We start from the raw sequence: 26,182 nt of genomic DNA, 5'->3' as shown, positions 1-26,182 counted from the left end.
ACTGTCCTTCGAAAAAACACTTAAGGGAAATGCTGTTTCGCAAATGTCTGTTTCACTTATGTACTCCTTGTATCTGCTCCATGGATAGAGCTCGATGTTTTGATAATAAATAAATGCCTTCTTCGGCTGTATTTTCGGTTATGCCAGTAGACGTATTTTGCGCCGATTCTTGGAAAGACAGTGCCCAGTTCTTCTCGTCCCTCTTTGATTAATAAGTGGATGTGGTGATTCATAAGGCAATACCCGAAGGACGAGTTGCCCCCGTCCCCACTGAGCCTCTAATGACTTGAACTAAAGTTAATTATTCTTGATTAAAGTAATTGGTATGATGACTCAAACATACTCCCAGCCCATAAATTAACATCTACAGTCTCGACTTGTTCATTATTACCTATCGTTATCATGGTGAACATCATAGTGATATTCGTAGCAGAGCTATTCATTAAGAAACTTAGTTCGATATCATTGATATCCCAGTATAGGTTTATATTAAAGTTTATTGTTTCATTGTTTTGTAAAACTTGAGAAATGTAGTTTTTTGAATTGTTTGGCCTAAATACCCAATTAAACATTGTGTTATTCATATGAACCTCGTTTATAACAATCTTTTTTATTTTAGCGTTACTTTCATTTTTAAAGACAAATCTATATGTTAGTTTTTCTAAGCTTTCTAATGAATTAAATTGATTAAGCGGATTAACTGAGGTTCTGTCTATTATCCAGTATATATCGTTATATTTTTCGGTTATAGTTTTAGGGACTTTTTTCATATTTTTTATATAATTGAGTTGAACTTCTTTATATTCTGAGTCATCAAACTGACAACCATTGTTATGGATTGTAAATTTCTTTAGTTTTTCTTCAAAATCCTTTTGATATTTTTCTGTTATTTCTTTTGAAGAATATCCTCTTGTCCTACTTAATACTGATTGAGATGTATCCGGACATCTTTTGCTGTCTGGAATGGTTTCTGCAAATGAAAATATCTTTAGATAAGGTGTATATTCTTCTAATTGTAATTTAATTAGTCTTTCATTCATTTGGTTTGCTTTCTCATTCTGCCATAAAGCCAATGCACTTAAGCAGAAAATTCCTAGAAATGACAATAAAGTTCCATAAAAGGATAATAATTCTCCAGCAGTTATATCCGTAGGTATAATCGTCTTATGGTGTCCTATTAAATAGACTAGCCATATTAATATTGGAATCATTAAAACTATAGCAATTATATAATTTAAATATTTTTCTAAAGTTGGATAGTCTGCCTTTAACTTTTTTAAATTACTCACTAATTTTTTTTCTTTTTCATTCATCTTTTTCAACCTTTCGTAGTCTCGTAAATGTAAGCTTTTTATTATCTGTCCGCTAACGCCTTATTCCCTTCACTCAGTTCGCTTTTCTCCCATTTCAATAAATATTCGTGCAACTCTGTTCGGCAATATCGATTTCTTTCTGTAACAACCCAAAACCCATTTGCTCTACCCTTCCAACAACCTATCCAGCGGACTCTGTATTCTGCTAAGGCTTTTATTGCTCACATCCTGAAAATTTCAGTGGTTTTAGAATGCTTATGACCCAACAGCTCTTGGATGGACCGCAAGTCTGTTTTTCCTTCCAGATAAGTGGGTTTCAAAATGTTGCAAAAGAATACCTCAGCGTATGGAAGGATGACTTCTCCAGATCATGGAGTCCCAAATGATTTTTTCTTCTTGATCCACATCGATCCATTGGTCCTGTAAATTGTTTATGTCATGGATACATTTATTGGAACTACATCTATTGCCATTACTTTTATTATGCCTTAGTTATACCAGTAAATCCACCATTAGGTGCATCTTTTATTCAATACTTGGTTCTGGTGTCAAAAAGGACACTGTTTTTCCTGTTTGTATCAGGAATGCTAGTCTTTTTGGCTTTAATTCACTTCTTCTTGCATAATGGCTTCTAACTGATGGGGGCAACAGCGATACTTGTTTTTATCTACCAACTCAATGGCTTTGGTCTTTTGCAAGGCATTAAGCTCTCGGTAGAAGGAGCTGCGAGACATGCCCAGGCAGTCGAGCATACAGCTTTTAGAAAGATTAATCTGGAAAGAGCAGGTATTCTGGCTTCGGATCTCATTAAGAAAAAAACAGGCGATGCGTTGGCGATTGCTCTGGATGCTAAACAAGATGGTTTTGTTTAACAGAAAGGCGGTTCGTTGATTGACAAAAGACAAATAATTAGACAGGAGCTGAGGGTGCTGGGATATTTTTTCAAGCAATAAGGATTTGCGTAAAAAATAAATAGAGGCTTCTTCCTTTACTTGAAAAGTCAGGCTACCTGTAAGGAGGGAGGGGTAAGACAGGCCAAACATCTCTCCAGCTTGAATAAATCGGAGGGGAATATTTTTGCCGTTTTCTAAGGAAATAAAGGCTGTGACCTGACCATGTTTCAAATAAAGCATACTGTCTTCGGTTTCTTCATGTTCGATAAAGCATCCACAGGGATATACCCTAGCCCCGCAGGAAATTTCTTCTAAAATAAGTTGGGCTTCTGGGGCAGGAATTCCATCCCAAAAATCTGATGTCTTTTGATTCTTAATGGAATCCAAACAAAAACAATTGCTCATGTTCATTCCCCTTTACAGAAAACTGTTCGATATTGGATAGTTTTTTAACGGACACCTATATTATAATCCAGATGATATTGATAATCAATAACAGATAGGAGTGGAGAGCATGGGAAAGAAAAGAAGAAGAGAAAGCCTCGCAAAGGGGTTTTTAGCAATCTTGATGGCTTTTATGGTAGTTTTTGGAACTGGTTGTGGTTCCTCGGGTGCTACGGAGGAGCCGGTTTCAGAAGAAGCAACGGAGGAACAAGAGATAGTGGCCATTAGAACCATTGTGGATCAAAGTGGCAGAACCGTAGAAATTCCGGAGGATATTGAGCGGGTGGTCATGACAGCCTTGCCGTTCCCCAGTATCTATGCCATTACGGGAGAGCCTATTGATAAAGTAGCTGGTATGCATCCGGGTTCCAGAGGCGCCATCGAAAATTCCATTATGGGAGAAATGTATCCAGAACTGTTGGAGGTTCCCTCCGGCTTTATCGAAGGAACGGACATTAATATTGAAGAATTATTGAAACTTAATCCAGATGTGGTGTTTTATTGGGCGGATTATGCCAATCAGACAAAGCAACTGGAAGAAGCCGGCATTACAGCCATTGGGGTCAATACTCAAGGAGATGGCGATGCATTGCTTACCTTACAGAGCTGGCTGGAAATTATGGGAGAAGTTTTTAATCAGCAAGATCAGGTAGGTGCAGTGATTGATTATGGAGAAAAAGTATCCCAAGAGATTCAAGCTGTGGTGGGAGAACTGCCAGAAGCAGAACGGCCCCAAAGTATGTTTTTATTCCGGCATGATAGTCAGGAAATCATTGTGCCTGGTGCTGGACACTATGGAGACGTATGGATAGAGAGCACCGGCGGCATCAACGTTGCCAAGGAGATTGATGTGACAGCAGCCGTTAATATGGAGCAAATTTATCAATGGAATCCGGAGATTATTTTCATTAGTAGTTTTACCTCCACAACGCCCCAGGACCTGTTGGAGAACAACATAGAAGGACAGGATTGGAGCCAGATAGATGCCGTTAAAAATGGACGGGTCTACAAGGTGCCGGTAGGGGTTTATCGCTGGTATCCACCAAGTGGCGATGTGCCTCTTATGATGAAGTGGATGGCCTTGCATCAGCAACCAGATTATTTTCAGTATGATATGAAGCAGGAAGTCCTATCCTATTATCAGCAATTCCATCAATATGATCTAACAGAAGACCAGGCAATCGGGATTCTGAACCCAGTAGAAGCCACTTCCCAAGGGACTTCTGGCCTTAGCCGACAGAATTAAAACAAGTAACAAAGAGATAGGGAGAAAAACATGCAAACACGAGAGAATGCGAATAAAATCATCCTGGGGTTTACGTTGTTATTAATAGGGACTATGGTGGCGGCGGCGGGAATCGGACGCTATATGATTCCCTTTGATCGAGTACTGTCTATTCTGGCGTCTTCGGTGTTGAATATAGAACCAGGTTGGACAGAGGTGGAAGCAACGGTGATTTGGAGCATTCGGGTGCCGAGAATTGTGTTAGCAGTCCTTATTGGGGCAGGGTTATCGGTGTCCGGTGCGGCGTTGCAGGCTCTTTTTGCCAATCCTTTGGTCAGCAGTCATGTATTGGGAGTCTCTTACGGAGCAGGTTTTGGAGCTGCACTGGGGATTCTGCTATCGGAAAACCCGCTTTTGATACAGGCCTTGGCGGTTTTATTTGGCATCATCGCCATAGGCTTAACCTATCGAATAGGTCATTCCAAAAAAGGCATTCAATTGTATATGTTGGTGTTGGCAGGAGTAGTGGTGGGGGCGCTGTTTCAGGCCCTCATCTCTCTGATCCAGTACGTGGCAGATCCAGAAGAAAAACTTCCCAGCATTGTCTACTGGTTGATGGGAAGCCTTGGTGGCACCAGTTTAAGCGATTTGAAACTGGGGGTTCCACTTATTGGCATAGGGATCCTGATGATCTGGTGCATTCGCTGGCATCTCAATGTGCTGTCTTTATCCGAAGAAGAGGCTCACTCCATGGGGGTGAACCTAAAGCTTTTACGAGGCATGATTATTGTCGCTACCACCATTATTACCGCCGTGGCGGTGTCTTTATCCGGCATTATTGGCTTTGTGGGACTGGTGATTCCACATTTTGCCCGAATGATGGTGGGCCATGAACATCGGGTATTAATACCGGCCACCATTTTATTGGGGGGGATTTACTTACTGGTGATTGACACCATGGCTCGATCTGTGACAGCCGCAGAGATTCCCCTTTCTGTGTTAACGGCCATTATTGGAGCGCCATTTTTTGCGCTTTTGTTGAGACGAACAGGAGGTCGATGGCATGATTGAAATGAAAAAAGGAGCTTTCGAGTATAAAAAAAATCAGCCTATTTTTCAGGACGTCAGTTGGTCCTTAAACAAAGGAGAAACCTTATCTATCTTAGGGCCCAATGGCGTAGGGAAAACCACCCTTGTTAAATGCTTGATGGGGTTTCAACAGCTAAAAGCTGGAGAGATTTTATTTGAAGGAAAGTCGATTCGCGAATATGCACCAAAGGAGTTTTTTCAGCGAGTCAGTTATGTGCCACAGGCCAGAAACATTGTTTTTCCTTATTCCGTGCTGGATATGGTGCTGCTGGGAAGAGCCTCTCGCATTGGCTTATACTCCAAGCCATCCCAAAAGGATGTGGATCTTTCCCGAGAAGCCATCCAAAAAGTAGGTATTGAAGAGTTGACTTATTGCTCTACCAGACAAATCAGCGGGGGACAACTTCAACTGGTATTAATGGCCAGAGCCATTGTGAATCAGCCAGAAGTGGTGGTACTGGACGAACCAGAATCCAATCTGGATATGAAAAACCAGTTGATCATACTGGACTTATTGGAACATTTAAGGGAGACCATGGGCCTAACCATTATCATCAATACCCATTATCCCAACCATGCCCTTCGTCTGGGAGGCAAAGCCTTGTTATTGGGCCAGGAAAAACAACAGGATTTTGGGGAAGCATCGGATTTAATTAATGATGAGAAAATCCGCACCTATTTCCATGTCGATAGCCAAATGGTGGAGTGGTTGGAGAAAGAAAAGAAACATCAACGGATTTTTCCCGTTCGCATATCAAAGGAGGCAGTATAGTGAGGAAAATTGCATTTTATGGGAAGGGTGGCATCGGTAAATCCACCCTCACCAGTAGTATTGGAGCGGCCATTGCATCTCGAGGATATCGGGTGATGCAAATTGGTTGTGATCCCAAGGCGGATTCTACCATTAATTTAACAGGTGGAAAAAAAACCGTCCCTATCGTCAATTATTTGCTGGAACATGGGGAATGTAATGATATTGAAGAGATTGCTACCCTTGGATACAAGGACATTGTATGCTTTGAAGCCGGCGGCCCCAAACCTGGAACTGGCTGTGCCGGAAGAGGGATTGTTACGGCCTTTGAATTGTTGCATGAGTTGGATGCCTTTCAACGATATCAGCCGGATTTTGTCTTGTACGATGTTCTGGGGGATGTGGTATGCGGCGGCTTTGCCATGCCAATTCGAAAGGGCTATGCAGAAGAAGTTGTGATTATTACTTCCGGCGAAAAAATGGCATTGTTTGCGGCAGGCAATATCAAAATGGCCATGGATCAGTATCAGAACCGCAACTACGCAAAATTAGTGGGCTTAATTCTGAACAAGCGGAATATCGAAAACGAAGAACAAATCGTAGAAGCCTTTGCAGAACAGGCGGATACCCAGATTATTGGTAGGGTAGAAAGGGATGCGGCCATCCAGACCTATGAAGACCAATACAAAACTGTAATCCAGGGAGATCCTACCCTGCCGGTATCCAAGCGTATTTTTGAAATTGCCGATCGGTTGATCCAGCAAAAATCCACAGATGCCACCAATACCACAAACTCCTCAGAGTCAGAAGCCTTGGGAAAGAGGGTGTTGGCATGAAACCATGGAAACCCTATTATATTCCCATGGATACCTTGCTAGAAGAAGTGGCTACCAGAAGAAACAACACCAATCGAAAAAGCGCCCTTCATTACTGTGCGCCTTCTGGTGGAGGCTGGGGCGTGGTAAGAGCTGCGTGCTTAGTGCCGGAAATATTGATTTTATTTGTGATTCCAGTAGGATGCGGCCGCCATGGTGGGATAGCAGCCTTTCAGACAGGAGATAACGAGAAAGTAAGGTATCTGCTGATCGAAGAAACAGAAATTGTTGTAGGAAGTTATGAAGAACGAATCCAAGAAGCCATTGATCACCTGATCGACCAAGAAAAACCCAAGGGCATGATGGTTTTTTCTACCTGTATCGATGATCTGCTGGGAACGGATTTCGACAGCCTCTTGGAAATGGCGGAAGAAGCCCATGGTATTCCCATTGTACGGGCTAAAATGAATCCTATTATGTCTGAAACCACCAAACCACCAGAGCTGATGATTCAAGACAGCATGTATGCTTATTTGCACAAAAAGCCATTGGCAGGGATTAAGCGAGAAAAATACATCAATACCATTGGGTCCTTTTCGGCCTTGGATAAAAACTCGGAAATTCACTCCCTGTTGCAGGATGCTGGAGGCTATCAACTGAAGCATATCACAGAGTATAAAGAGCTGAGTAAATTTCAGACCATGGCCAACCATAGGTTGAATGTTCTGGTATCTGTTGGTGGTGCTTATGCGGTGAAAACATTAGAGAAAACACTAGGGATACCATATGTAGAAGCCTTAAGCAGTTTTTCACCAGAAGAAACCACCCATCATTACCTCCAGATGGAAAAGGCACTGGGTGTTTCCTTGGGCTATGAAAAATATCAGGAAGAAGTGGAATCCTTTTTAAAAGAAGCCTCCCCAGAAGTAGCAGGAAAAACCGTGGCCATAGGTGCTACCATCCATGCAAGGCCTTTTGAACTGGCCAAATTTTTAACCCAACAAGGGATGAAAGTTCGGTATATCTTGGCAAAAACCGTCCATCCATCAGAAAAATCCTATGTAGAGTGGTTGGCAGAAAACGCAGAACCTATCCAAGTGATTCCCAATTTGGAGCCAAGTTTGTCGGGAGTCCAAGGAGGATTGGATCAGCTAGATCTGGGCATTGGCTTGGACGCCGCCGCTTATTTTGATGTGAGCCACTTGATAGAACTACCCTTTGAAGAAACCCTTTATGGCTATCAAGGGGCTAAAACATTGATGAACCGTATCCTTAAGGCCAAGCCATATCAGGGCGATTTGATACAACGGATTTATCAAGCCAATCTGGTGATATAAGGAGGAAAAGAATGAAGACAATATTAAAGAAGCTTCCCCCCATGGCCCCAGATTATTCCGGTGCCAGTGCCGCCTTTTACTCTTTGGGCGGCGTGATTCTTTTGAATGGAGCCGATGGCTGTATCGGCAACGTTACAGGGTATGATGAACCACGTTTTTTTGAAGAACCTTCCTATATCTTTAGTTCAGGGTTGCGGGAAATCCATGCCATCACTGGAGATGAAGAGGTACTACTGGAAAAAATCAGAACCGCCCAAATAAAAGAAGCGATACAGTTTATCGTCATTATGGGAACGCCTACTTCCGCTGTGATTGCCAGTGACCATGAAAGCATTTCCAGAATGATTATGGAAGAACAGTCGATTCCTGTTATTCCTATGAATACCACGGGCATGGACACCTATGAAAAAGGCGCTTCACAAGCCTTTGAAGCCATAGCCCAAAGATGGGCTTCTTCGGAAAAACCAGCCAAGGGAAATGTGAACATTCTTGGTGCAACTCCCATGGATTATTGGGGCCTCAATCAACTTGCTCAGATAAAAGAAGCACTGGAAGAAAATGGCCAACGGGTCAACAGCATTTGGGGCATGGATGGCGAAGGACTAAGCAGCATCCAGACAAGCCTCAATGCACAGGTGAATCTGGTGATTTCTATGGCTGGTTTAAAAGCAGCACAGTATTTGGAACAACAGTATGATATGCCTTATGTGGTAGGCGTACCCATTGGCAGAAAACCAACGAAGGAATTAGTGGGAAAAATAGGGAATCCCAAGGAGGAAAAGCCAGTTTTCTTGGGAAAAGAGGCAGGGAGTAAAACACCTCCAAAGGGGCTTATTATAGGCGAACAAATATGGGCCAATGCCTTTCGGGAGTATCTGGAAAAAGAAGAAGCCATGGAATCTTTGCACGTATGTTCCTTTTTTCAAATGGAGAAAGCCTATATGCGTCAGGGAGATCGGCAATTAACGTCAGAAGAAGCCATGGAAAGACTGGTGGCAGAACATGACTATGACGTGGTAGTGGGAGATCCGTTGTTTCAGGCTTTTTTTAAAGAAAGAAAACCAAGGTATTATTCCATTCCCCATTTAGCCGTATCCAGCAGAATTGCCTGGGGCCATGAGGTGCTTTATACAGGCCTGGCACCAAACGTCATAGAAAGCAAGAAAAGAAGTATTTTATAAAAAAACCAATCCGAAACAAGAGTCAGAGGAGGTAGAAGGCAGATGAAAAACAGAGGAATCAGGGGGACAGCCCTATTGCTAGTGCTGGTATTGGCACTGCTGACAGGTTGTGGCAATAGCGGTGATACCAGCCAAGAGATTTCCCAAACCACGTCTCAGGAAACCGCAGATTCGACAGAGGTCCAAGGATCTGAAGAAAAGACTGGGCGAATCATTATCGACCAATTAGGGCGGGAAGTGGAAATTCCAGATGAAATAAATCGGGTCGTTACGGATCGAATCCTTCCCTTTCCATCCGTCTATTTTCTGGCAACAGGAAGAGATGAGGACATTGTAGGCATGCATCCGGCATCTAAAAGTGCTTATGAGCATTCCATGCTGTCGGTACTGGCACCGGGGATGCAGGCAGCCGAAACCGGCTTTGCCAGCGGCGAAGAAATCAATATAGAAGAGCTCTTAATGCTGGATCCGGATCTGGTATTTATTCGGGCAGAATCTGGCCTGGAAGGCTTATATGAAGAAGCAGGAATTCGGACAGTAGCCATTGGCACTACTGGCATTGCGGACGGTGATGTGCTAAAAACCATCAATAGCTGGATTGAAATGCTAGGCGAAATCTACGACTTGGAAGACCGGGCCCAGGGAATTATTGATTATGGATTACAAGTTGAAAATGAAATCACCGAAAAAGTGCAAGATCTCGAAGAAAAACCTCGGGCCATGATGCTCTTTAATCATATTGATGGGCAGCCAGTGGTTTCTGGATCCAACTTCTTTGGGAATTATTGGTTAACCACCACTGGGGCTATTGATGTAGCCGAAGAAGAGATTACTGGAAGAGCTCCAGTAGAAATGGAACAAATTTATGCTTGGAATCCAGAAATTATTTATATTACCAACTTCACAGCACTACAACCAGAAGACTTTTACAACAACGAGATCCAAGGTCAGGATTGGAGCCAAATCCATGCCGTGAAGAATAAAAGGGTGTATAAAATCCCCATGGGCATTTACCGGTGGTTCCCCCCTTCCGGCGACGCTCCCTTAATGTTGCAGTGGTTGGCACAGCACAATCAACCAGACTTATTCGATTACGATATGGAAGAAGAAATACGTAGCTATTATGCCGCCTACTATGACTACGAATTATCCCAGGAAGAAATACATGCCATCCTGAATCCAGTCAGGGAAGGAGCTGCCGGAGGCGGCGGCCAGTAGAGCAAAAACCCTTCTTGGCATTTACTGGATTTCAAGAAACGCAGGCGGGGTCATTTCCTGAAAGTGGATTCCCCGCCAGCACCTTCTTTTAAATCACAGAATAATGGAAAGGAAAGGAATGAGATGGATGATTGAGGAAACAAAGCAACAACGGCCTAAAGCTGTCATTGTGGCTGGACCGCCGGCTACAGGTAAAACAGAAGTCATGCTTCATGTGGTGAAAAATTTGCAACGAAAAGATCAAAAAGTGGCCGTCGTAAAGGTGGACTGTTTGGAGACGGAAGACGATGTGAAATATGCAGCCTTAGGAGTTCCGGTAGCCGTTGGCTTGAGCAACGACATATGTCCGGATCATTTTTATGCAGTGAATTATGAGGAAATGATTTCCTGGACAGAAGAAAATGAAGCGGAAATTTTGGTGATTGAAACCGCAGGGCTTTGTCATCGCTGTGCTCCAGGAATCGAAGGCGTCCTAACCTTTTGCGTGGTGGATTGTTTGTCCAGCATCAAAACACCTCAGAAGGCAGGTCCGGTGGTCACCACTTCCGATGTGGTGATTATGACCAAGGGAGATATGGTGTCTCAAGCCGAAAGAGAAGTATTTCGTGCCAAAATCCGAGAAATCAACGACAAAGCCCTTATTCTAGAAGCCAATGGATTAACTGGTAGCGGATGTGAGGGGCTGGCTACTATTATTCATCAAGAAGACCCCCTGCAGGAAATCAGTGATTCGCGGCTGCGTCATCCTATGCCAACGGCAATCTGTTCCTATTGCATGGGAGAAAAACGCTTGGGCAATAAACACCAACATGGAGTGGTCTATAAAATGGATTTTAGCAAAAGAGGAGGGGGCATATATGCTTAGGGAGATTACCATTCTGGGAGGACGCAAGAAAAATGGAGAGCCAGAAGCCGTACAAGAAGTAACGGTTCAAGTGGGGCAGGTATATAGCATTGTGGGATTTACGGGATCAGGTAAAAGTCAGCTCATTAATGATATTGAACAAATAGCCCAGCGAGATTCTATTTCCAGACGTCAAATTTTGCTGGATGGCGAGCCTCCTCTGGATAATGCCCTCCATAGATATGAACAAAACTTGGTGGCACACCTTTCTCAAAATATGAATTTTATTTTGGATATGAAAGTAAAAGAGTTTTTAATCATGCATGCAGGGTGTCGAGGCTTTAGGGAACCGGGAAAAAAAGCAGAAGAAGTCATTGAATGCGCCAATACCTTTGCGGGAGAAGCCATAAAACCAGAAGAGAACTTGACACGCCTCAGCGGAGGGCAATCTCGATCCTTGATGATTGCCGATGTAGCCATTAATGGAGATTCTCCGGTGGTATTGATTGACGAAGTGGAAAATGCGGGAATTCATCGGCTTAAAGCCATGGAAACCCTGGCAGCACAACAAAAAATCGTGTTGGTGGTCACCCACGATCCACTGTTAGCCTTATTAGGAGAAAAAAGAATCATCATGGGCAACGGAGGGATGCAGGCGGTACTGGCATTAACACAACAGGAAGTAACAGTTCGTGGCAGACTGGAAAAAATGGCAGGTGTTCTGCAAGGTTTGCAAGACCAGTTGCGACAGGGAGAATCTGTATCCTTAGAATTTCAACCATAAAAGAAAGCATAACGCCTAGGATGGATCACAAAAAGAAATTTTGGATGGGGAAAGAAAAAAGGGTTTAGGAAGAAAGGGGCATGAAAAAATGGAGAATCAAGGGATCGAAAAACACATCACATTATATTGGAATAACCCTAGCTGCCTGAAAAAAGCGGTAGAAGGAAAACTGGATGCAACGGCCTCCCGTTGGAAAGCACAAAAAAATGCCACCGTAGACTTTGATTATTATGGGTTGATTGAAGACATGTTAATGGAGGATCGATTAGAGGAAGATCTGCAGCAGGGACGAATGGGAGCCGATGTACTGGTGAGTACAGATATGCAATTGTTTCATCGGAAAGATCTGTTACTGGGAAATCTTCCTCTTTTTCAGCCCATAGAGGATTGGTTTCCGATTCGCAAGGAATTTGCAGAGATGGCTCATGCTCAAGGGTATTTTCAGCCTGGAGTAGTGGTGCCAGTCGTCATGATAAAAAACAAGGAAATGTTGGAGGAAACAACGGAAATCCGTGGATGGGAAGATTTGTTAGATCCATCACTGGCAGGGAAAATCGCCATTTCCAGCACAGATAAGCCTGCAGGGAAATCTATTTTAAAAGGATATTGGTATTTGTATGGAGAAGAAGGGCTACACACCGCCAAGGAGCATTTTAGTGTCGTAAGTAATCCAGCGGCTGTTTTTGATGCGGTGGATCGAGGCCAATACCCCTTAGGCATTGTGCCACTGCTGTTTGCTTCGGGTCCAGGAAAAAGCGGCCAGGTGGAAAAAATATGGCCAGAGGAAGGGCTCTTCGTGGTTATTTCTTACGTGGCCGTAAGGGCAGACGCTGGACCAGAAGTACGAGAAATCCTGTTAGAAAGCCTTTATTCCCAAGAAATACAGGATTTATATAGTCAAAGAGGGCTCATGATTCCAGTTCATCCTGAAGTGGAGCCAAAGCAAGAACTCATGGCATATAAAGGAAAACTACTCTATCCCAGTTGGGAATGGGTGGAGCAAAAGGATATGAGTCTATTAGAGGATTGAATGCGATGATCATCTACGCTGTCGCTTAGGGGAAAAAAGGGACGCTTCTTGCGTCCCTTTTGGTAGATGGGATCGATGGATCAAGTGGCTGCAAAAGAAAGTTTGATGGGGAAATTTAGCGATCGGCGATTGCGTCTAAAATGGGCTTGATGGAGGTTCTATCAAGATAATCTACGGGTTTTTTCATGGAATTCAACAGACCTTTGTCATCCTCCGTCCATTGGGATGGATCTTTGCTTTTGATTTTTGTCTCCATGAGTTTCATCATCATTTTATGCATGAATTTCTGTTTGGTATAATCAAAAGCACCCCGAAGCAAAAACAGTGGAACTTGACCCTTCATTTCATCGGAAAAACTGGCATTCTCAACATCGAGCAAAGTTTTTTTTCTGGAGGGTGACAGACCGACTCCAAAAACAATTACTTTTTTAGCGTGTAGAGAGGGATAGATTTTTTGAAAGGATTTTATTCCACTGATTCCAGCAGCGTATAACCCTCCGCCAAAGAGAATCACATCATAGTGCTTAAGTGCATCCATCTGGACGCTGTCCAAGTCCCAACAGTCACCGCCAGTTTCTTCGGCTAGCCACTGTGCATATTGTTGGGTGCTTCCGTAATGACTTTTGTATAATACCACCACTTTTTTAGTGTTGTTTTGTTCCATGTTGATTCCTCCATGTATGTTGTTTTTGAAATCGGGATAGGTCAAAATTGGCAATGATCAATCCTGCTAAGATGGTGATGCCACCGATCCACTGCATGGATGTCATTTGTTCACCTAGAACTAATTTTGCAGAGAGAAGCCCTGTGACAGGTACCAGCAGTGAAAAAGGAGCGATGCGGGAAGCTGGGTATCTTCCTAATAAATAACTCCAGCCTCCATAGCCCAATAGCGTGGCACCAAAGGCCAGGTAGAGAATCGAAAAAATGGAAATAGAGCTGAGTTGGGTCAGGGCACTTAAAATGGTAGCAGGGCTATCTATCCAAAAAGCGATGAGGAACAGAGGGATAGGTGGAATGAGACTAGCCCAGATGACCAACCCAAACATATCGATGGTTTCGCCTCTAGCAATGGCCTGGTTGGCAGCATATCTCAGGATAATATTGGATAGTGCCCAAAAGGATGCGGCTAGCAGTGTTAATAAAAGCCCAGATATCGGGATGCCGGCTATATGGTTGTGCTGACCACTATTTGCAATAAAGAGGAGCCCACAGGCTGCAATGATGAGCCCTAAATGTTGCCGGCGGTTCATGGGTTCCTGAAGGAAAAAGAAGGCCAGTAGCGGGGTGATAAAAGCCGAAGCTTGTAGCACGATGGAAGATAGTCCTGCCGGCATGCCAATTTCCATGGCATAAAATAAACTCCCAAATTGTCCCACTCCTACGCAAAGCCCATAAGCGACGCCATATCCCAAGGGAATGGTCGGTTTTTTTACGAAAAAAACCACTGGCAATAAACAGGTGTATCGCAAGGCGGCCAATAAGGTGGACGGGACTCCTTCCAGTCCTAGCTTTATGGCCGTAAAGTTAAATCCCCACAGGATTACCACCATGAATGCCAGTAGCTTATCTTTGTTTCTCATGCCATCGACTCCTTTGGTATGCGATCTATCTCTAGCATACGCAATTTTTTCCAAGGATACAATAGCATGCATGGGAAAATCATGAATCTCTTGTCAATACATTTTGCAGATCTGAGGCCAACAATGGTTTGTAATAATAATACCCTTGAGCAAAGCAACAGTCTTTTTCCAGTAAAAAGGATGCTTGCAAAGAGGATTCTACCCCTTCGGCAATGACTTCCAATTCAAAAGAATGAGCCAGCTCGATGATGACTTTGGCAATGGTGCCGTCGTCTTTGTTGGGAATACCTTGGATAAAAGACCGATCAATTTTAATCTTATCAACCTGAAACTTATTTAAATAGGATAGGGAAGAGTAGCCTGTTCCAAAATCATCAATAGAAATTTTTACACCAATGCCCGAGAGGGCTTTGAGTAATTGAACGCTTTGGGATTCCCGATGCATTAAGATCCCTTCCGTTAGCTCTAATTCTAAAAGATCAGGGGATAGTTTTGTTTCTTGTAAGGTTTTTTCTACTAATTGCACTAAATATGGATAGGTAAACTGTAATGCAGAAACATTGACACTCACTGGTAGGGCCAGGTTGTTCTTTTCCAAGGATGCAGCAAATTGACAGGATGTTTGTAAAATCCATTCTCCTAAAGGAACAATCAGACCGGAATCTTCTGCCAAGGAGATAAAGACATCTGGAGGAATAGGCCCTTTGGGACTGTTCCATCGGCATAAGGCTTCTATTCCAATAATTTCTTTGGTTTTCATATGAACTTGTGGTTGATAGACAAGAGAAAACTCGCCTGCTTCGATGGCATTACGCAAGGATTTTTGAAGCTCATACTGATAAATACTCTGTTGATTATACAGTTCGTTGTAGTACTGAATATTTTCCAGTTTTTGTTTTTTTGATTGATTAAGGGCCGATGTAGCGCCGGAAAGAATCTTGCGATAGGTATCTCCGTCGCTAGGATAGACGCTGACCCCCATGGCGATTTCTATATAGACCTCTTCTTCATCGATGGCATAAGCTGAATTTAGTAAGGCACCCAAGGCTTTTACTTGTTGATAAATAGCTTCTTTTCCTCTTAAATTAGTCAGTAAGACTCCAAATTCATCTCCTGTGAAACGAGAAACTAAATCGTCTTGGGAGACGAATTTTTTTAACATGGTGGCGATTCGAATGAGAATTTGATTGCCAAAGTGATGTCCCCGGGCTTCGTTAATCAGGCGAAATCTACGGATGTTCAAGAGCACAAAAGCATGAAGGGAAAAAGGATGTTCCGTGAGGATTTTCTTGGCCTGATTTTCAAAAGAAACCCCAGTTAATAAGTCTGTGAGGGGATCAATGGTTTTAAGCTGTAAGATTTCATGTTCCTGTTTTTTTTCTTTGGTAATATTATGAAGATAGCCTAAATAATAAAGTTCTTTTCCCAATTGGACATATTGAAGGGTCAAATCAAAGACCTGCGGTTCTTCCTGAGGGGGCCTTAAGGTGATTTCTTTGTGAAAGGTATTTCCTTTCACCAATTTGGGTAGGTTTTTCACATCAAGTTGAAAGGTATCCTGCAACAAAGCATGGGATGCAAGGCTTTCTGGCGTTTTGTTGATTAGGGTCAGCAAAGGGTCGTTGGCATAAAGATACGTATCTTGTCGAGTCGTAATGAAAGTAGCTTCTTGACTGCCTGACAGCAATTCTAAAATAAGTTCTAATCGGTCTTGTGTCGCTTTTCGTTGCTGGGATTCTTCGATGAGTTCTTCGTTTTGTGCTTGTAGTTCTTCTGTATATTGACTAATGGTGTGAGACATTTCATAAAGGCTGTGGACTAAGCTACCAATTTCATCCGTCCGTTCAAAGAAAGGAGTAGGAAAAGCCATCATGATCTTTTCGTGTTCGTAGGTGCGAATTTCATGGGTGATGATGGACAGAGGTCGAGTCATCTGGCGACTGATCAAAAGAATAAGTGCCAACGCCAAAGCAGAAAAACCCAATAACAAGGTCAACCAATGTTGGTGGAGCATTCCCAAGGGAGCCAGTACTTCTGATTCTGGCAAAAAGGTCATAAGAGTCCAATCGGCTGACTTTAAGGAAATATGAGCCGCATACCAAGCATCTTGATTTTTATGGAAATGAAAAACACCCTTTGGCTCCGTTAAAAAATCATTGTGGAAAGGAAAGTGATCCTTCAGAGAAAATTGTCCAGGTTGGGTTAAAACTGGTTGGGAGGGATGATAAATCACTTCTCCTTGGTGGGTAACGAGTACGGGGTACCCAGAAATGCCAATGTCATAGTCCTCCATTAATTGGTAAAGGTCATCAATTTTAACATCGATGGCAACGGCGCCTATATCTTCCCCATGCTTCCAAATGGCTTTTGCCACAGAGATAATCATTTCGCCAGTTACAAAATCAATATAAGGAGAAGTAATGACAGTGGAATCGGCGTCGATGGTTTCTTGATACCAAAAACGGTTTCGCAAATCAAAATCAGCGGGACTATCGTAGTCATAGCGATCTGTAATCAGATCATTGGCTTGTGCCAATCCTAAAAACACCAGGGATATTCTTGAATCCAAAGATTTTAGTCCTTGCAACTGCCTGGTGACCCGTCTATAGAGGGGGTCTTCCCTTTTGGCATATCGGTCTTCAATTCTTTCTAATAAGAGGAGGAAGTCTTCGTTTTTACTCATGGTATCTACTAGCATTAAATATTCTTGTAAATATCCATCTATTTCTTGTTGGAGGACCGCCGCATCTCGTAAAAGCATTTTCTCACTTTCCTCAATAAAAAACCCCGTTGAAGACTGGTTCATCAGATAACTATTGGTACCCAATATAAAAAGTGTGAGAAGAATGAAGAAAACAGATATTTTTCGCACTAGTTTATGCTGAATCCATGTCATGGCAATGCTCCTTTATTTTGGGAAAAGAGATAAGGCGTCTTGTTTTGTTTTTAGGAAGAAGGAAGGGATGCGGATGCATCCCTTCCTTCTAACATTAGAATGCTTACACTTTGAATCGATTAATCAAGGTTTGCAAATCTTCAGCAATAGAAGCTAAATTTTCACCTGCGTTAGCCACTTCTTTAATACTGGCGGTTTGCTGTTCCGTAGCGGCAGAAGCTTCTTCTGTACTTGCGGCATTTTCTTCGGAAATAGCTGATAAACTTTGGACTAATTCAACAATATTGTCTTTGTTTTTTTCCATCATGGCAGACGAGTCATTAAGCTGATCCACAACCTGCTTAACCAATTCGGTTGATGTGGCAATGCCATCAAATTTATCTTCGGTTTCTTTCACACTATTGCTTTGTTGCTGGATAATGCCTTTTACTTCATTCATCGTATCAACTGCATTTTCCGATTTGGATTTCAGTTCTTGGATCACTTCTTTTATATCACTTGTAAAACGATTTGAGTCTTCTGCAAGCTTTCTTATTTCATCGGCGACAACGGCAAAGCCTCGGCCTGCTTCTCCGGCTCTGGCGGCTTCTATGGCTGCATTTAAAGCCAGAAGATTGGTTTGATCCGCAATGCTTTGAATCATCGAGCTGGCCGTTTCGATTTTTTCAGCACTTTCATTGTTGCTAAGAATGTTTTGATAGACTTTTTCCGATGCGATATTAGATGCTTTGGTTTTTTCCACTAGTTCCGAGAGTATTTTAAAGCCATCTTCTTTTTCAGCATCTATTTTTCCGGCGGCTTCATTTAGTTTGGAGATCAGTTCAGCGTTGGAGTCTAATAACTTGCGTAGTTCTTCTATATTATTGGCAGTGTTTTCGGTATCACTAGCTTGATCCGAGGCACCTTCTGCAATCTCTGTAATGGTTTTCGCTACTTCTGTGGAAGAGAGACTTGTTTCGTTGGCTGCGACTGTAAGTTCTTCGGCAGAAGAAGCTACTTGATCCGAGGCATCTGAAGTTGCTTGAATAAACTGAACCACATTATCTCTCATGGAAATAAGAGCTTTGGTCATTTCGCCAATTTCGTCTTTGCGGTCCAAGGTTTTTGCTTCCTTGTCATCCTTTAGCTGGGAAAAATCCAGGGTGGCTAGTTTATTTAGTTTTTGTGTAACGGCTACAATGGGATGGGAAATCCTACCACTTGCTATATAGACAATGGTCAGCACGATCAGTAAAGAAGCTACGGCGATCAAGAGGCCCACCTGACTTGCAGATTTGGCACCTGCAAAAACTTCTGCTTCATTGACGGCTGTCACGATATACCAATCTAAATTAGGGTGGTCCACAGGTGTGTAAGCGGCTACTCGTTGATTACCCTCGACGCGATATTGGCCATAGCCTGTTTCGCCTTGGAGGACTTTTTCTTGAAGGAGTTCCGCCAGTCCCACAATCGAATCATCCCCATTGGCAAGGTCAATCAAATTTTCCTGGTTTTCAATATGTTCAAAATTAGGGCTTGTAATAAGATCACCTTGTCCGTTGAGAATGTATGAAAAACCAGTTTCTCCATAGGTTAATTGGCTACTGATTCGATCGATTTCATGATGGTTCATGACGGCATATAAAATTCCTTGAACCCGACCATTTCGCTCAATGGGTTCTGCGATAATGAGAATGGCTTCACCAGATGCAGCGCCAATGAGAACATCAGAGATATTGGGTTGGCCAGTCATGGCTATTTGGTAGTATTCTCTAGTGGTGATATCAACGTGAACCCTTTCGTTATCCAAGCGATAGGAGTTGGCTTGGTCATCGCTTAAAAACATTCTTACATAGCCTTTTCTTTCCATTTGCGGATGAAATTGAGAAGCGAAGCGCCTCCACTCAGCGTCCGTATAGTCTAAGGGATTATTGCCGCCTTGATAAATTTCTGGGTGTTCGGATAAGGTAGCCATATAGTCAAAATGATCATCCATCATCTCTTCCAGAAGCAAAGCATTACCCCTGACATTGCTTACCAAGGCCCTCTCAACTTCTTCACCAATGTATTTGCTGGTAAGGGAGGTGTTGATAAAGGTTGCCCCTAAGAAAACTAGGGCAAAAATAGCTCCAAACATGATAATTAGTTTCGTTTTTAAAGATTTCATCTTGTTCATCCTTTCTTTCCTCTTTTTGTAAGGACAGTGGTAGTAACATAAAATGACCGAAAATTCTAACGATAAATACTTAATACCCAGTGGATATGGAAATACACCTTCATGATCAAAAAAAAAGAGTGTGATGAGATTAGTCAGTTATATGTTTTTCTTCTTGGTGAAAGGGTAAAAAAAGGCTACAGAAGGATGGAATGACAAGACAGAACATCCCTTTTTCAAGAATAGGTGGTGAGGAAATGAAAAAAATATTTCAACGGAGCATGGGTTTGCTGATTCTAGCCATATTGGTATTAACCGCCTATAACTTTAATGTGGTGCGAAATGAAATGTTGGAAAATCGATACAATGCATTGGTCAACGATTTAAGAACAGACTCGGCCACCTTTGGATTATGGATAAAAGAAAAAAAGAGTATTGTGAATACGGCTAAAGATATTTATGACAATTTTTCGTATGAAGAATTGGTAGCCTACAACACAGAAAACCCTTATTTGAATATCAATAATGAAGACCCGAGTATTTCTCAACTATATATTGGATTAGCCGATGGCCATTTTATTACAGGTGGCCAATGGATTCCGCCGGATGATTACGATCCCAGAACCAGAACTTGGTATCTAGAAGCACAGGAAGCTGGCAAAACCATTGTTTCCAGTGTGTATGTAGATCGGGAAACAGGAGAAATGTTGGTGACCATCAGTTCCCCCCTATACCTTCGGGAAGGGTTTATTGGAGTGATATCAGCGGATGTGTTTTTAGAAAGCATTCGAGGGTTTCTAATGGCAGAAATGGAAAAACGAAATAGTTATTCTATGTTGGTGGATGAAGATGGGACCATGATGATTCATACCCATCGACCTAATCTAGAAGGGCAAAATATTTATACGGATTTAGGCTCTTCATTGTTTAAGGATTATTTTAATGAAGCGAAGCAAAGCCAGGATATTGTTCGAATGGCCTATGCCTATGAAGGGGAAGACATCCTTGGAATTGTTCAGAAGGCAGATGGGCGAAATTGGTATTTGGCTGTGGCCAGAGTCGATGATGTCACCCTATGGAACGCACAACTGGGGTATCCGTGGATTTTCTTTGTAAATGCCCTGATGCTCACCATCATTGTTGTTTTAATGGGGATGATTCTTAAAGCAAGGTCGGAATTGCATAGCATGAATGCACTTTTAACGAAAGAAAATGAGAAAGACTTTTTAACAGGCATCTATAATAGACGCTACCTCAATCTATACTTAGAAAGTGTATGGCGGCAACAGCGAGTGGAGGCGTTAAGCATCTTGATATTAGACGTGGATTTTTTTAAGAATTACAACGACACCTATGGACATATCCAAGGCGATGAAGTCTTGAAAAACTTGACGAAGTGCATCAATAACCTGGTAAGAAAAAAGGATGTTTTTGCTCGATTTGGGGGAGAAGAATTTGCTTTAGTGCTGGAAGATGTTGAAGGACCAGAGGTGGAAAAGATAACGCAAAAAAGCATAGATGCTGTATATCATTTGGCCATGGAGCATGAGACATCTCCGTTTAAACGGGTCACTATTAGTATAGGAGTCGTTACGGTTGCTCCAGGAAAAAAGATAAGCGTCAGAGAGGCCATTGAATATGCAGATGAGGCCTTGTATGAAGCCAAGGAATCAGGAAGAAATAAAGTAGTTTTTCATGAAGGACATAGGTAAGAAAGGACAGGGGGGACGGACTTTTTTCCTGTTCTTTCTGGTGTTTCTTCCAGCGACTGCAAAGTGAGGCCTCCAATAATCAGAAAAGAACAAGAATAGAGGCAGTCGGAAAAAAATCCTTTATAAGCCTTGATTATTCACTTGAACAACGTCAAATCACGGTCTGCTTTTAGTCCGTGAATTTCTGGAAAAACTGGGCCTTCGTAAAATACTCGAAACAATTACTGGGCAATACCGTAGATTTCGGAGGAGAAGGACGAGTTGCCCCTGTCCCCACTGAGCCCCAGCCCCCTGAGCCCCCTGGATGATCGACTTCGTTAAAGATAAGAAATAGCTTGTTTTCATAATCTTCCTATGATAGGATGAATAGATAAATAAACTATAAATCCTTAAGGTGCCTCTTAAAAGGAGGAGAATAGGAAAGACCGGTTATAGTCCGGCGCGGACCCACCACTGTAAGCGAAGACGAATCCCTAAGATGCCACTGAAGAAATTTGGGAAGGCTGGGAGGAGGAAGAAACGCAAGCCAGGAGACCTGCCTTAAATGAAAACATGCGTAAAGCGACAAGGGGAAAGTAGGTAAAGAGAACTAAGATGGGAAGTCTCTTAATAATTAAGGGGCTTTTTTTAATGCCCTAAAAAAGGAGAATGAAAATGAAGAAAAAATGGCTGTCTCTGTTACTAATGATGGGAATCCTGCTTTTTATAGGGTGCGGAAAAGGAGAAGTTCAAACGGACTCCAAAGAAACAATAACGGATTATCAACCGGTGACGATCCAAAATTTTAATAGAACCTTAAGCATTACCGAAGTGCCAGAGCGAATTGTCAGTATGAATGTTCATACAACCGAAATATTATTTACCTTAGGCTTGGGAGACCGTATTGTAGGAACGGCTTTTAACAACGCTGAAATCCTGCCGGAATTCAAGGATGATTTTGACCGTATCCCTGTGTTAGCCGAAAGATATCCCTCTATGGAAGTTTTGCTAGGCGCTGAGCCAGACTTTGTATATGGGCGTGACAGTGCCTTTGGTGCAAATGGAACAGCTTCTGTGAACGAAATGGAAACCTATGGAATTCATGCCTATGCGGTAAAAGGAACCTTGGTAAATGGAGCAACCATGGATGATGTCTATGAAGACTTTCTGAACTTGGGCAGGATTTTTGATGTGGAAGAAAAAGCAATTGCTATTGTCAGTGAAATGCAACAGGAGATGAAAACGATTCAGCAACAATTGGGAGAAATAGAAGAACCGGTGAAAGTTCTTGTTTTTGATATGGGTGGAGACGCGGTATTTACGGCGGGACAATCCCTGCAAACAACCCTGATTGAAATGGCTGGTGGTAAAAATATTTTTGATGACATTGCCAATAACTGGGGAAGTGTTAATTGGGAAGAAGTCGTAGACCGCAATCCAGAAGTTATTGTGATCAATGACTATGGAGATGAAACGGCAGAAGAGAAAATCGATGAACTGCTTACTAACCCCTTTATGCAGGAGGTGGATGCTGTGAAAAACCAACGTTTTGTCATCCTGCCACTTCCCGGTGTTTTTGAGGGTCCGCGCAATGTAGATGCCCTTCGGATATTAGCTGAAGGGTTCTATCCAGAACAGTTTTAAAGGGAGCTGTCTAGATGAAAAAATCGATTTCGATGCCAAAATTATCGATATTGTTTTTGGTCTTATTGGTGGGTTCTGTTACCTTGGCTGTAGCTATTGGACCCGTCTCTATTGGGTTTCGAACCGTGTGGGAAATTGCCTTTAGTCAGTTCGCGGTGTTGGAACCATTGCTGGAAGAAGACTGGACAACAGCGCAAAAACACATTGTATGGGATATTCGGTTTCCGAGAGTTCTTCTGGCAGCCATCGTTGGTGCCGGACTGTCGCTGTCAGGAGTTACAATGCAGGCGCTTCTGAGAAATTCGTTGGCAGATCCCTATATTTTAGGCGTGTCTTCCGGAGCCTCCGTTGGCGCAACCTTAGTGATTGTATTAGGATTCTTCCGGTTTTTCGGACAAATGGCGATTTCTTTTGCTGCCTTTGCAGGAGCCCTTGCGGCGGTTCTGTTTATTTTTATGCTGGCGCAAGTAAAAGGAAAAGTATTGCCTGTTCGGCTTATCTTGTCTGGAATAGCTCTTTCGGCCATGTTAAATGCACTAACGAATATTATTATTATGACAGCGCCAAGAGAAGAAGGAATTCGCAATGCGCTCTTTTGGATGATGGGAAGTTTAGGTGGTACTAAATGGTCTCATTTATGGATTCCTTTGATAGCCGTTATCGGTACTTTTCTTTTTCTTTTTTACCAATCCAGAATGCTTAATATTTTGTTAATGGGTGAAGAAACAGCTATCACTCTTGGAGTGAATACCCATCAACTTAGCAAAATGCTATTAGTGGTGACGGCTCTGACAACAGGAATTATGGTGGCAGTTAGTGGTGCTATAGGGTTTGTAGGGTTAATGGTGCCTCATGTAACCCGTTTCTTAGTGGGAGCAGATCATAAAAAAGTACTTCCTTTATCGGCATTGTTAGGTGCTGTGTTTCTTATATGGGCAGATGTGCTGGCTAGAACCTTGTTTGCGCCGGAAGAAATGCCTATAGGAACCATTACGGCCTTATTTGGAGGGCCATTTTTTATCTGGCTGCTTAGAAAGAATGACTACTCCTTTGGAGGTGGCTCGAAATGATGGTTTCTGTAAAAGACCTGTCACTATCAATCGATGGATCGCCAATTATTGAAGACATCAGTTTTGCAGTAGAAAACAAAGAAATTATCGGGATCGTTGGTCCAAACGGGAGCGGAAAATCCACCTTATTAAAAACCATTTATAAAACACTGCGTCCAGATAAAGGAACTATTTTGATGGATCATCAGGATATCAGTACCTTGTCAGAAAAAGAAACTGCAAAGAAGATGGCGGTATTAAAACAGGAATCTACCATTGATTTTGATTTTACGGTTCGAGAAATGGTGGCGATGGGAAGAGCTCCGCATAAAAAAACCTTCGAAAACTATTCTCGGGCGGATTACATGATTGTCGATGAAATGATTGAAAAAGTGGGGATGAAAGCATTTTCCAACAGAAGCTTTACGACCTTGTCCGGTGGAGAAAAACAACGGGTCTTGTTTGCCAGAAGTTTAACGCAAAAGCCAGAGTTGTTGATTCTTGATGAACCGACAAATCATCTAGATATTAAATACCAAATAGAAGTCATGGAAATTATTTCAGAACTGGATATTAGTATTTTATCCGCCATTCATGACTTAAACATTGCTTCTAGCTATTGTGATAAAATCATTCTTTTGCATCAAGGAACCATTAAAAGTTTTGGAAGTCCGGAGCAGGTACTGCAGGAACATGTCATTAGGGATATTTTTCAGGTAGAAAACAAAGTAAGCAACAATCCCTTTACGGGAAGTATTCACATTTACTTTCTCGGTCTTGGATCTAAATCCAAAAGAAAAACCCCCGCTGCTTTTGCAGAAGGGGCTTTGCTTTAACTCCAGCCGATCAAGGTTGCAAATCCAATAGATAATACAGCGATTCCAGTCCATATACCGAAAATAGGCATAACAAATTTTAACCATTTTTCATAAGGGATTTTAGCAACTCCTATGGCGCCCATTAAAACGCCGGATGTAGGGATGATAATATTTGAAATCCCGTCACCATATTGAAAAGCTGATACAGCTACTTGTCGAGATACTCCCACAACATCAGCCATGGGTGAAAGAAGGGGCATGACCACATAAGCCTGGCCAGAACCGGATGGTACGAAAAAGTTGAACAGAAGATTGGCTAAAAACATGCCTATCGATGAAAAAATAGGCCCTACGGCTCCTAGAGGGATAGACATTCCGTGGATAATCGTATGAATAATTCGTCCATCCGTTAACAAAATAGTGATGGAAGAGGCAAACCCGATGACCAGAGCACCAAACACCATGGATTGAGCTCCTTTGATAAAAGATTTTGCCATTTCGTCTGGATGTATTTTTGCTACAACACCTGTAATTAAAGCGACACCGAGCATAATACCACTGAGGTAATCTAGTCCCCATCCAAGGCTGGTTGAGCCATAAGCATATCCTGCAAAGCCAATAGCTAAAGTTGTTAGAATAATAGCATGAGAGAAGTTGAAATGAATATCTTCAGCGGTTTGGCTGACTTCGAAATCTACTTGGCCCAGGATGCTTTTTTCTGGGTTTACCCGTATTTTTTTAGCATAATGCATGATGTAAATAACGGTAGCGATGAATACGACCACCATCACAGCTGTTCTATAGCCGAAACCAGAGAAAATAGGTACTCCAGCAATTTCTTGTGCGATAGCTGTGTTGAAAGGTCCCATAGGAGTCATGGCGAAGCCGGAGTAAGCTCCCAGGTACATAATGGCCATACCGACGAGAGGATCTAGTTTAAGCCGTTTTGCTAATACTACGCCTATTGGAATAAAGGCAATAACCGCATTGATGACAATGCCTAACATGCCCAAGATAGCCATGATAAGCATAATGAAAGGGATCACCATCAACTCTTTTCCCTGAAGTTTTTCAATAGCAGCACGGATTCCTGCATCTAAGGCTCCGGTATCATTAATTACCTGAAAAAAGCCACCCACCAGAAACACTAGAAAAATAACATTAGCGCCATTTACCATTCCTTGGTGAATAGAAGTAAGGAATGTAAAAAGTCCAACTGGATTTTTCTCAACGAATGCAAAACTATCGGGATCGATTAAGGTAATCCCCAGCGTTTCGTCTTCTGTCATGGTGTATTCGCCTGCGGGAATAATATAAGTAGACAAGGCGGCAAAGATGACAAAAATCATAATTAATGTATAGGTATGAGGCACCTGAAATTTCTTGTGAGTTTTTTCTTTGGCGGTCATTACAGACACTCCTTTTTGGTATGAAATATGAAAT

21 protein-coding genes and 1 riboswitch are annotated in these 26,182 nt (G+C 42.4%); of the genes, 14 read left to right on the top strand and 7 right to left on the bottom strand.

The genetic code is table 11. The features are described 5' to 3' along the window. Positions 1 to 311: 311 nt before the first annotated feature. Entirely contained in the window at positions 312 to 1,313 is a 1,002-nt protein-coding gene (locus ACZ47N_RS06095; RefSeq protein ID WP_464888246.1) for a hypothetical protein, read from the bottom strand. Positions 1,314 to 1,915: 602 nt separating this feature from the next. Beyond that, positions 1,916 to 2,611, bottom strand: coding sequence for a Crp/Fnr family transcriptional regulator (locus ACZ47N_RS06090; RefSeq protein ID WP_464888245.1), 696 nt, complete (start codon positions 2,609 to 2,611; stop codon positions 1,916 to 1,918). Positions 2,612 to 2,720: 109 nt separating this feature from the next. On the opposite strand from ACZ47N_RS06090, the gene ACZ47N_RS06085 reads away from it, so the two are divergent. The 10 genes from ACZ47N_RS06085 (at position 2,721) to ACZ47N_RS06040 (ending at position 12,924) form a co-directional block, all read left to right on the top strand. Continuing rightward, positions 2,721 to 3,896, top strand: a complete 1,176-nt coding sequence (locus ACZ47N_RS06085) for an ABC transporter substrate-binding protein (protein ID WP_464888244.1) — start codon at positions 2,721 to 2,723, stop codon at positions 3,894 to 3,896. Positions 3,897 to 3,926: 30 nt separating this feature from the next. Beyond that, positions 3,927 to 4,946, top strand: a complete 1,020-nt coding sequence (locus ACZ47N_RS06080) for a FecCD family ABC transporter permease (RefSeq protein ID WP_464888243.1) — start codon at positions 3,927 to 3,929, stop codon at positions 4,944 to 4,946. Beyond that, positions 4,939 to 5,736, top strand: a complete 798-nt coding sequence (locus ACZ47N_RS06075) for an ABC transporter ATP-binding protein (RefSeq protein ID WP_464888242.1) — start codon at positions 4,939 to 4,941, stop codon at positions 5,734 to 5,736. Before ACZ47N_RS06080 ends, ACZ47N_RS06075 begins: the two co-directional genes overlap by 8 nt. After that, positions 5,736 to 6,551 carry a nucleotide-binding protein gene (locus ACZ47N_RS06070; protein ID WP_464888241.1) on the top strand — a complete coding sequence of 272 codons (816 nt, stop codon included), beginning with the start codon at positions 5,736 to 5,738 and terminating at the stop codon, positions 6,549 to 6,551. Before ACZ47N_RS06075 ends, ACZ47N_RS06070 begins: the two co-directional genes overlap by 1 nt. Then, the gene (locus ACZ47N_RS06065; RefSeq protein ID WP_464888240.1) at positions 6,548 to 7,867 is read left to right on the top strand and encodes a nitrogenase component 1; all 1,320 of its coding nucleotides are present in this window, start codon (positions 6,548 to 6,550) and stop codon (positions 7,865 to 7,867) included. Before ACZ47N_RS06070 ends, ACZ47N_RS06065 begins: the two co-directional genes overlap by 4 nt. An 11-nt stretch (positions 7,868 to 7,878) precedes the next feature. Then, positions 7,879 to 9,048, top strand: a complete 1,170-nt coding sequence (locus ACZ47N_RS06060; RefSeq protein ID WP_464888239.1) for a nitrogenase component 1 — start codon at positions 7,879 to 7,881, stop codon at positions 9,046 to 9,048. Positions 9,049 to 9,090: 42 nt separating this feature from the next. Further along, complete coding sequence (locus tag ACZ47N_RS06055) at positions 9,091 to 10,266, top strand: ABC transporter substrate-binding protein (protein WP_464888238.1); 1,176 nt, start codon at positions 9,091 to 9,093, stop codon at positions 10,264 to 10,266. A gap of 127 nt (positions 10,267 to 10,393) precedes the next feature. Continuing rightward, on the top strand, positions 10,394 to 11,131 hold the full coding sequence (locus ACZ47N_RS06050) for a GTP-binding protein (protein ID WP_464888237.1): 738 nt from the start codon (positions 10,394 to 10,396) through the stop codon (positions 11,129 to 11,131). Further along, positions 11,124 to 11,894: an ATP-binding cassette domain-containing protein gene (locus ACZ47N_RS06045; protein WP_093315456.1), complete on the top strand. Its 771-nt coding sequence runs from the start codon at positions 11,124 to 11,126 to the stop codon at positions 11,892 to 11,894. The genes ACZ47N_RS06050 and ACZ47N_RS06045 overlap by 8 nt, the downstream gene beginning before the upstream one ends. A gap of 88 nt (positions 11,895 to 11,982) precedes the next feature. After that, positions 11,983 to 12,924, top strand: coding sequence for an ABC transporter substrate-binding protein (locus tag ACZ47N_RS06040; protein WP_464888236.1), 942 nt, complete (start codon positions 11,983 to 11,985; stop codon positions 12,922 to 12,924). Between the two features lie 115 nt (positions 12,925 to 13,039). Here ACZ47N_RS06040 and ACZ47N_RS06035 read toward each other — a convergent pair whose 3' ends face one another. From ACZ47N_RS06035 to ACZ47N_RS06020, 4 genes are all read right to left on the bottom strand, one after another. Continuing rightward, positions 13,040 to 13,588 carry a flavodoxin domain-containing protein gene (locus tag ACZ47N_RS06035; RefSeq protein ID WP_464888235.1) on the bottom strand — a complete coding sequence of 183 codons (549 nt, stop codon included), beginning with the start codon at positions 13,586 to 13,588 and terminating at the stop codon, positions 13,040 to 13,042. Then, positions 13,569 to 14,507, bottom strand: coding sequence for an EamA family transporter (locus ACZ47N_RS06030; protein ID WP_464888234.1), 939 nt, complete (start codon positions 14,505 to 14,507; stop codon positions 13,569 to 13,571). The genes ACZ47N_RS06035 and ACZ47N_RS06030 overlap by 20 nt, the downstream gene beginning before the upstream one ends. A gap of 79 nt (positions 14,508 to 14,586) precedes the next feature. Beyond that, positions 14,587 to 17,403 (bottom strand): bifunctional diguanylate cyclase/phosphodiesterase, encoded by a 2,817-nt coding sequence (locus ACZ47N_RS06025; RefSeq protein WP_464888233.1) that lies wholly within the window; start codon positions 17,401 to 17,403, stop codon positions 14,587 to 14,589. A 103-nt stretch (positions 17,404 to 17,506) separates the two neighbouring features. Next, positions 17,507 to 19,549 (bottom strand): methyl-accepting chemotaxis protein, encoded by a 2,043-nt coding sequence (locus ACZ47N_RS06020; RefSeq protein WP_464888232.1) that lies wholly within the window; start codon positions 19,547 to 19,549, stop codon positions 17,507 to 17,509. A 245-nt stretch (positions 19,550 to 19,794) separates the two neighbouring features. Between ACZ47N_RS06020 and ACZ47N_RS06015 the strand changes: the two genes are divergently transcribed. The 4 genes from ACZ47N_RS06015 (at position 19,795) to ACZ47N_RS06000 (ending at position 24,757) form a co-directional block, all read left to right on the top strand. Next, positions 19,795 to 21,249: a sensor domain-containing diguanylate cyclase gene (locus ACZ47N_RS06015; RefSeq protein ID WP_464888231.1), complete on the top strand. Its 1,455-nt coding sequence runs from the start codon at positions 19,795 to 19,797 to the stop codon at positions 21,247 to 21,249. A 375-nt stretch (positions 21,250 to 21,624) separates the two neighbouring features. Beyond that, positions 21,625 to 21,806: riboswitch (cobalamin riboswitch) on the top strand. Between the two features lie 97 nt (positions 21,807 to 21,903). After that, positions 21,904 to 22,872, top strand: coding sequence for an ABC transporter substrate-binding protein (locus ACZ47N_RS06010; protein WP_464888230.1), 969 nt, complete (start codon positions 21,904 to 21,906; stop codon positions 22,870 to 22,872). 14 nt (positions 22,873 to 22,886) lie between these two features. Continuing rightward, positions 22,887 to 23,942, top strand: a complete 1,056-nt coding sequence (locus ACZ47N_RS06005) for a FecCD family ABC transporter permease (RefSeq protein ID WP_464888229.1) — start codon at positions 22,887 to 22,889, stop codon at positions 23,940 to 23,942. After that, on the top strand, positions 23,939 to 24,757 hold the full coding sequence (locus ACZ47N_RS06000; protein WP_093315439.1) for an ABC transporter ATP-binding protein: 819 nt from the start codon (positions 23,939 to 23,941) through the stop codon (positions 24,755 to 24,757). The genes ACZ47N_RS06005 and ACZ47N_RS06000 overlap by 4 nt, the downstream gene beginning before the upstream one ends. On the opposite strand, the gene ACZ47N_RS05995 is transcribed toward ACZ47N_RS06000, so the two are convergent. Then, positions 24,754 to 26,148, bottom strand: a complete 1,395-nt coding sequence (locus tag ACZ47N_RS05995; RefSeq protein WP_464888228.1) for a YfcC family protein — start codon at positions 26,146 to 26,148, stop codon at positions 24,754 to 24,756. The two genes, ACZ47N_RS06000 and ACZ47N_RS05995, sit on opposite strands and share 4 nt — an antisense overlap. Positions 26,149 to 26,182 lie beyond the last annotated feature (34 nt).

Source organism: Tindallia texcoconensis, from assembly GCF_055383815.1.
This window is presented reverse-complemented; position numbering and strand designations above follow the sequence as displayed.